The organism is Nitrososphaera sp., assembly GCF_037447015.1.
Classification (GTDB): Archaea; Thermoproteota; Nitrososphaeria; order Nitrososphaerales; family Nitrososphaeraceae; genus Nitrososphaera.
The window spans coordinates 1-6,078 of record NZ_JBBIHK010000049.1 but is presented as its reverse complement, the minus strand read 5'-3'; the positions used below and the strand labels follow the sequence as shown (position 1 = coordinate 6,078).

The window sequence follows — 6,078 nt, the reverse complement described above, 5'->3', positions numbered from 1 at the left end:
TCTTTTCTTTTACACTATGGTCGTCTTTTTGATGTCAAACGGCACCGATTCCTGCCACATGTGGTCAAAGAGGTCGAGGCACCAGCCCCTTGACCTCTCGTCGTCGCCCATGAGCGCCGAGCTCATCTCGACCGCGCCGCCAGAGAAGGAAGGGAACACGATGGCCGCCTGCGAGTCGGACACATAGAGCGCGGCAGGCACGCTGTCCACCATCCTTGCGTTCACCCTGCCGGTCATCCGCAGCTTGTCAAGCGTCTGGGTCGCCTCTATGACTTCCCTTGGGAACACGGTGTTGCGGCCCGCAAGCACCCAGACTTCAACCCCGCGCCCTGCAGCCTCTGCCAGTATCCTGCCCTCCTCGCTCCACGCCTGGGCTATCATTATCTTGAGCCACCGGTGGGCGTCTGATTCCAGCTTTTTCAGGCGCTCAAGCACCAGGGTCACGCTGGAGACCGGCCTGCATCCTTCCAGCTCGCCCATCCTCTGCACAAACTTGTCCGGGAGCCCGCCGCCTCCGCCTCCCTCTACAATCGCGTGCTTGTTGATGAACTCGCCGTTCTTTGCCAGAAAGTGGAAGAACGGGACCTGCCTGGCGGCCATCATGCCCATCTCGGTGAGCTCGAAATTGTTGCCGTCTGCGCGCCTGACCAGGCCGGCCTGCGCAAGCCTGTTTATGTTGCGGTAGACATCCTGCACCGTGGTGTCAAGCTCTCTTGCAAGCGCGCTGAGCTTGGCCTGCCTTGAATAAAGGGCAAGTACTATGGAACACCTGACCTCGCTTGCCAGCTCTGCAAACAGCGCCGAGGAAACGGCTGCAGCGTTATCTTCGACGGCAGCAGGTGATGGAGCGACGACCTCTGCCTCCCCCTCTTCCTCTTCCACAGCAAGAATTAGCTTGCAGAATAATTAACGTTTCCACGCAAGGCGATATTTCGCAGGAAATGTCGATATTGACAGGATTTGTAGAATTTGCCAAGTCCTGTTCAAACAGCGTTATCAGGCCGGGCGTGCAAATACTGCCTGACTGATATGTCCCAGGAAGTCGCAGAGATAAAGGATCAGTTCAGGCGGCTGCAGGAAAAGTACGAGCAGTACCTGCCCAAGGTGGACTCGGGGCTCGTGCACGACCTGCTGCTGCGGCAGCTGGAAAACCCCCGCGTGGCCCCCATCTACATGCTCGAAGTCTTTACCAAGCCGGGCGTGGACTCGCAGAGGGCGCGCGAATACATCATAGAAAAGACAGGCATGGTCCCGGCGATATACGACAACGGGACCCACTTTGTCACCAACCAAAAGCTGACCCTTGAAGCGTTGAAAGAGATATCGGATTCAGACGACGTGCTGGAAGTCACGGGCGAGTACACGGGCGGCATAGGCGCCTACCCTGTCAGCCACGAGCACGGCCACCGCCACAGCCACCAGCACGCGCGGATCGCCGACGAGCGGGCTCCCTCCCCGTCAGGGCAGGTCCTGGCGGCCGAGACCCCTCCAAGGGTGGAAGAAAGGGCGAGGGCAGGCGGAAAAAGCTCCCTGTGGCCGGCGGCCTATGTGGCGGCGGGCATCATAGGCGCCATCGTGATAGTAGGCGCGGTGATAAGCGGCGGGCTCCTGCCGAACTCGAACATTCCCACTTCGGCGCCAACAACAACATCATCGGCAACGACAGCAGGGGCAGCAGGCGGAGTCGAGCCCGGCGTCCTGCACGGCTTTGTCGCCGGCCCCGGCGGGCTACCTGCGGTGGGCGCGTCAGTGGTTGCTGCCGAGCAGAGCGGCTCCGGCCACACCGAAAGCGCGTTCATATCCATAGACGGCCGGTACTTTTTGGACCTGCCCCCGGGAACGTACATAATCATGGTCGCCTATCCTGACGGCACGGACAAGGTGGTCAACAACTTTGTAGTGGAGAGGGGCTCGAACCACGAGCTGAACTTTTCCTACTAGGGAATTGCAGAAACGAGGAGCAGGTATCTCCTCTACTACGGGGCTGCGGCAGCGACTGCGATAGCGGGAATACTGCACCTCGTCATGGCGCCAAACATGCTGAACTTTAACCCAAACGGCGCCATCCTCTTTTTTGTGGGCGGGGCGGCCCAGCTCTTCTGGGCGGTCCCGATGGCAAGGAGGTGGGGCAGGGCGTGGTATGCGGTAGGGATCGCCGGCACGGCAGTCCTGGTAGCCCTGTGGGTAATAACACGGATGCCGGGCAACCCGGTAACCGGCAGGGGCGGGCCCGTAAACGAGATGGGCCTCGCAGTGGAGCTGCTGCAGGCCGCGTTCATAGGGCTCGCAGCGGCGGTTCTTGCGATGGAATCGCGGGCGATGATGAGGGCAGATAGAGCGGCGGCGCAAGACGCGGGAGCATGACGCTTCCCACCCCTCCACGGCGGTGCCTGCAGGGAGAAACGTGAAGAAGCAGAGGCAAGGGAAGAAGAAGGGAGGGGGAGAGGAGGAATCCCTGTCCTGCCTCTCTTGTTATTATTCTCCCTTTTGTTTTTCTTCTTCTCCTTCTTCGCCGTCGCCTTTTATTATCGCGACCACCATAAAGTCGCGCAGCTGCAGGTTCACCAACTTGCCTGTCAGCGACGTGTACTGCTCTGCGTCAAAGTCGTCTTTGTCGTAGCCAAAGTCCTGAACGCCGGTGTGCTTTTTCACGGTGATCGTGCTCTTGGCAGGGTCTATCTTTAGCAGCGTGCCGGTGGCGCCACTCAGTATCATGCGGATGAAATTCTAATAGACGGAATAAAATGTTAACTGTAAAAGGACCCCTTTACTGCAATGCAGTGCAATCACACTGCTTCCCTGACGAACGACGCTTTTTTACACGTGCCCGCTGCATGGTCAAAACCTTTAAATTCAGAATGCCGAATTGGACTATCAATGACCGTTATCAAAAAGAGTGTCGAGATCAATGTCCCGACCAGCGAGGCATTCACTTATTTCGCGCGGCCGGAGCACATGGCTGACCAGTTCCCGGAGAACGTCGGCCTCAACGTCGTCCCGGTGGATGTCAAGGCGGGCATGGGCGTTGGCACTACATTTAGGATTAGCGGTGATTTCGATGGTAAGAAACTAGAGTGGGACTGTGAGACCACGGAATATGACTACCTGCGCAGGATAAAAGCCAAGATGATCGAGGGCCCCTTCAAGAGGTGGGAGATCACTGTGAGTTTTGACGAACTGGGCGAGAAAAAGACCCGGGTCTCGATGGAAGTAGACTATGACATGCCGATGGGCCCGCTTGGCGGCCTCATCGACAAGGTCAAGCTCAAGGGCATTGCAGAGCGCGGGATGGAGACGGGCCTCTACAGGGTCAAGGCTCTCCTGGAAGGCAACGGCTCGATACCCGTGTATATCACGCTGGCAGCCTACAGGCACATCCTGAAGGAAAAAGCGGACATGGGCTGCTCTGTCTCTGACGCGATCATCAAGATCATAAAGGACAGGCAGGAAGCTCTGGCCAAGTCTGCCTGAGCGATTCTTTTCTCCTTTCCCTTTCTGTTTAGGTTTAAATAACGCATTTTACACGAGACATTCTGCGGGTTCGTAGCTCAGCCAGGTAGAGCGTTTGGCTCTTAACCAATCAGCCTCTTTTTGTCAAAGAAAAAGGGCTGGGTTAGAATGTCGTGGGTCCGAATCCCACCGAACCCGCTCCTCTTACAACAATTTTAGCTCTGTTGATACATGCATGCGCCTTTTTTGCAGCTGCCGCAAACCTGCGACGTGTTTCTGACATGTCATCGTTCATGGAAACAGCAGATAGAGAAGGCTATGCTTAATACTCGCCACCATCCTTCAGGTCTAGGCGTCATCATCACATGTCGTCTCCTACTAGCTATCAACAAGTCATAGATGTCATCCTTGGCAGGTGGAAAAGCCAGATACTGTACGCCGGCGTGAAACTGGGGATATTCGAGTCTGTCGGCGCGCCGGCCAAGAACGCGTCCGAGATCGCCGACGAGCTGGGGCTTGACCCGTCGCTTTCATACAGGCTGTTGAGGGCCCTTGCCTCGCTGGGGTTCCTCAGCGAAGACGAAGGCCGCAACTTTGCCATCACTCCGATGGGCGAGCTGCTGCGCCAGGACCACCCGCAGACGCTGCGGGGAGTGGTGCTGCTGGAGGAGGGGCCCGTTCATTACGCGCTGTGGAAGCACCTGGTGGACATGGTCAGGGACGGCAAGCAGGACGGCTTTGTAAGAGAGTTTGGCCGCCGGATATTCGACTATCACGCGCAGAACCCCGAATATGCACAGGTGTTCAACTATGCCATGAGCAGCTACTCTGCCACACACACCCGGCTGGTGCTTGAAGCCCTCAAGGGCTACGACTTTTCCAAGATAGGCAACCTGTGCGACATCGGAGGGGGACACGGGCACCTCATCTGCAACATACTGCGGGAGCACCCCGCGCTGAAAGGCACGGTCCTCGAGCTGGAGGCCACAATCCGGGACAAGGAGCTCTTGTGGGCGCACAGGATGGGACTTGCTGACCGCTGCAGCTATGTCGCAGGCGACATGTTCAGGGAGGTCCCCGGCGCAGACGCGTACATCATGAAGATGATCCTGCACGACTGGGACGACCAAGAGTGCGTCGCGATCCTGTCAAACATACGTAAGGCGTCGGCCCCCGGCGCAAGGGTCTTCATAGTCGAGCACGCCGTGCCCGGGCCCAAGACGCCCCACTTTTCAAAGCTGTTTGACATACACATGATGTGCGCCCTTACGGGCAGGGAGCGGACGGAAAAAGAATATGCGGCCCTGCTGGAGGATGCAGGATTGCGGTACGCGCAGACGCATTACCCGCCATCCTGCGCCATAGGGGTGGTCGAGGGAGTAAAACCCTGAGAGCTGAAATCCTCTTTCCTTTCATTCATCTGCGACACTAAAAGCGCAGGGCACGGTTTGCCCTGCAATACCTTGCAAACGTCCTGCTTAATTTTAGAAAATGCGCATCCTGCGCCATGGAACCGGTAGAAAGCACAGCCTGGGTCGGACTCGGCTTTGCCGCCATGGAGTTGGCGTGGCAGCAGCAACAGCAACAGCAGCGATGGCCGGACAAGCTTGTGCGCGAGGGAAAACCTGCTGCAGCGGAAGAAGGGGGAGGGGTGATGGCAGCGCCGGCATGACCTCTGGCAAGTACTTCAACAAGGGCGTCTCTGCCAAGGACAGGCCCTACATTGGTCACGTCGTCAGGGAGACTGAAGACAAGATAGTCGTCTTTGGCGACGGCGACGAGAGGTACGACATACTAAAGACCGAGATCAAATCTGCCGCCGGCGGTAGCAACACTGTCGCAGTTGACCTGCCGTTCTACGAGATCGTGAGGCGCTACAGAAAGAGCCGCAAAGACCCTCTCCCGACCGGCGCAAAGGTCAAAAAGTGGCTCTCCACCGCCGACGTGGACCTGGCGTCGTACGAGAAAAAGTACCCAAACTCGCTCTTTAACAAGGGCGTGCGTACGCAGGACGAGGAGCACGTCGGCCACGTGATGAAAGAGACTGCCGACAAGATAGTGGTCTTTGGCCACTATGACTACAGGTTCGACGTTCCAAAATCCAAGATAATCGCAGTCGGCAGGAACGTGATACTGGGCATAGACTATGGGCACATTTTCAAGTACCGGGTCGACAGAAACGCCCCTCTGCCGGGAGGCGCGCCGGTGACCGCGTTGGCCGAAGAGTAAAACCGGCCGCCTTTACTTTTTTTTATGAAAGAAAGGAAGAAAAAAATCGTCGCCGTCAGATCTTTTCCTCCCTTTTTTCAAGCAGGGCAGATTCGAACCTGCGCACAATGTAGGTAAAGCCTTCCGCGTGGCCGCATGAGCAGAGGAACAAAGGGCTGGTCGCCGGCCGCATCGACATCTCTTTTCCGCACAGCGGGCAGGGTTTCCGCCCTGCCGGCGCTGACGCCGCTGCTGTTGCTGCTGCCTCCATTATCAGCGTTGTCACAAGCCGGCCGCATGTAATAATTCTCAGGTTTGCACAGCCATACAGGGCAAACCTTGATCTTGCGACCGGTGAGAAGGTCAAGTGCCAAACGCCCCTGCGGTGGGGCCGATTACCTGCGGGCTCGTGCCGGGTCT

9 protein-coding genes and 1 tRNA gene are annotated in these 6,078 nt (G+C 57.5%); 7 read left to right on the top strand and 3 right to left on the bottom strand.

Features of this window, described 5'->3' with window-relative positions; genetic code table 11:
- Positions 1-9: 9 nt before the first annotated feature.
- Positions 10-882: a helix-turn-helix domain-containing protein gene (locus tag WKI84_RS11950; RefSeq protein ID WP_337863788.1), complete on the bottom strand. Its 873-nt coding sequence runs from the start codon at positions 880-882 to the stop codon at positions 10-12.
- Between the two features lie 147 nt (positions 883-1,029).
- On the opposite strand from WKI84_RS11950, the gene WKI84_RS11945 reads away from it, so the two are divergent.
- On the top strand, positions 1,030-1,941 hold the full coding sequence (locus WKI84_RS11945; protein ID WP_337863787.1) for a carboxypeptidase-like regulatory domain-containing protein: 912 nt from the start codon (positions 1,030-1,032) through the stop codon (positions 1,939-1,941).
- 84 nt (positions 1,942-2,025) lie between these two features.
- Entirely contained in the window at positions 2,026-2,364 is a 339-nt protein-coding gene (locus WKI84_RS11940; protein ID WP_337863786.1) for a hypothetical protein, read from the top strand.
- Positions 2,365-2,475: 111 nt separating this feature from the next.
- Here WKI84_RS11940 and WKI84_RS11935 read toward each other — a convergent pair whose 3' ends face one another.
- Positions 2,476-2,715 (bottom strand): hypothetical protein, encoded by a 240-nt coding sequence (locus tag WKI84_RS11935; protein WP_337863785.1) that lies wholly within the window; start codon positions 2,713-2,715, stop codon positions 2,476-2,478.
- 162 nt (positions 2,716-2,877) lie between these two features.
- On the opposite strand from WKI84_RS11935, the gene WKI84_RS11930 reads away from it, so the two are divergent.
- The 5 genes from WKI84_RS11930 to WKI84_RS11910 all read left to right on the top strand — a co-directional run bounded on the left by WKI84_RS11930 (position 2,878) and on the right by WKI84_RS11910 (position 5,679).
- Positions 2,878-3,471 carry an SRPBCC family protein gene (locus WKI84_RS11930; protein WP_337863784.1) on the top strand — a complete coding sequence of 198 codons (594 nt, stop codon included), beginning with the start codon at positions 2,878-2,880 and terminating at the stop codon, positions 3,469-3,471.
- A gap of 66 nt (positions 3,472-3,537) precedes the next feature.
- Positions 3,538-3,648, top strand: a tRNA-Lys gene (locus WKI84_RS11925).
- Positions 3,649-3,815: 167 nt separating this feature from the next.
- Positions 3,816-4,841 carry a methyltransferase gene (locus WKI84_RS11920; protein WP_337863783.1) on the top strand — a complete coding sequence of 342 codons (1,026 nt, stop codon included), beginning with the start codon at positions 3,816-3,818 and terminating at the stop codon, positions 4,839-4,841.
- Positions 4,842-4,957: 116 nt separating this feature from the next.
- Positions 4,958-5,122, top strand: coding sequence for a hypothetical protein (locus tag WKI84_RS11915; RefSeq protein WP_337863782.1), 165 nt, complete (start codon positions 4,958-4,960; stop codon positions 5,120-5,122).
- Positions 5,119-5,679: a hypothetical protein gene (locus WKI84_RS11910; protein WP_337863781.1), complete on the top strand. Its 561-nt coding sequence runs from the start codon at positions 5,119-5,121 to the stop codon at positions 5,677-5,679. The genes WKI84_RS11915 and WKI84_RS11910 overlap by 4 nt, the downstream gene beginning before the upstream one ends.
- A gap of 55 nt (positions 5,680-5,734) precedes the next feature.
- On the opposite strand, the gene WKI84_RS11905 is transcribed toward WKI84_RS11910, so the two are convergent.
- Complete coding sequence (locus WKI84_RS11905; RefSeq protein WP_337863780.1) at positions 5,735-5,944, bottom strand: hypothetical protein; 210 nt, start codon at positions 5,942-5,944, stop codon at positions 5,735-5,737.
- Positions 5,945-6,078: the final 134 nt, after the last annotated feature.

Excerpts from the sequence above, each read along its gene's own strand:
- WKI84_RS11945 (WP_337863787.1), top strand. The coding sequence starts at position 1,030 with ATGTCCCAGGAAGTCGCAGAGATAAAGGATCAGTTCAGGCGGCTGCAG.
- WKI84_RS11940 (WP_337863786.1), top strand. The coding sequence starts at position 2,026 with ATGGCGCCAAACATGCTGAACTTTAACCCAAACGGCGCCATCCTCTTT.
- WKI84_RS11935 (WP_337863785.1), bottom strand. The coding sequence starts at position 2,715 with ATGATACTGAGTGGCGCCACCGGCACGCTGCTAAAGATAGACCCTGCC.
- WKI84_RS11910 (WP_337863781.1), top strand. The coding sequence starts at position 5,119 with ATGACCTCTGGCAAGTACTTCAACAAGGGCGTCTCTGCCAAGGACAGG.
- WKI84_RS11920 (WP_337863783.1), top strand. The coding sequence starts at position 3,816 with ATGTCGTCTCCTACTAGCTATCAACAAGTCATAGATGTCATCCTTGGC.
- WKI84_RS11915 (WP_337863782.1), top strand. The coding sequence starts at position 4,958 with ATGGAACCGGTAGAAAGCACAGCCTGGGTCGGACTCGGCTTTGCCGCC.
- WKI84_RS11930 (WP_337863784.1), top strand. The coding sequence starts at position 2,878 with ATGACCGTTATCAAAAAGAGTGTCGAGATCAATGTCCCGACCAGCGAG.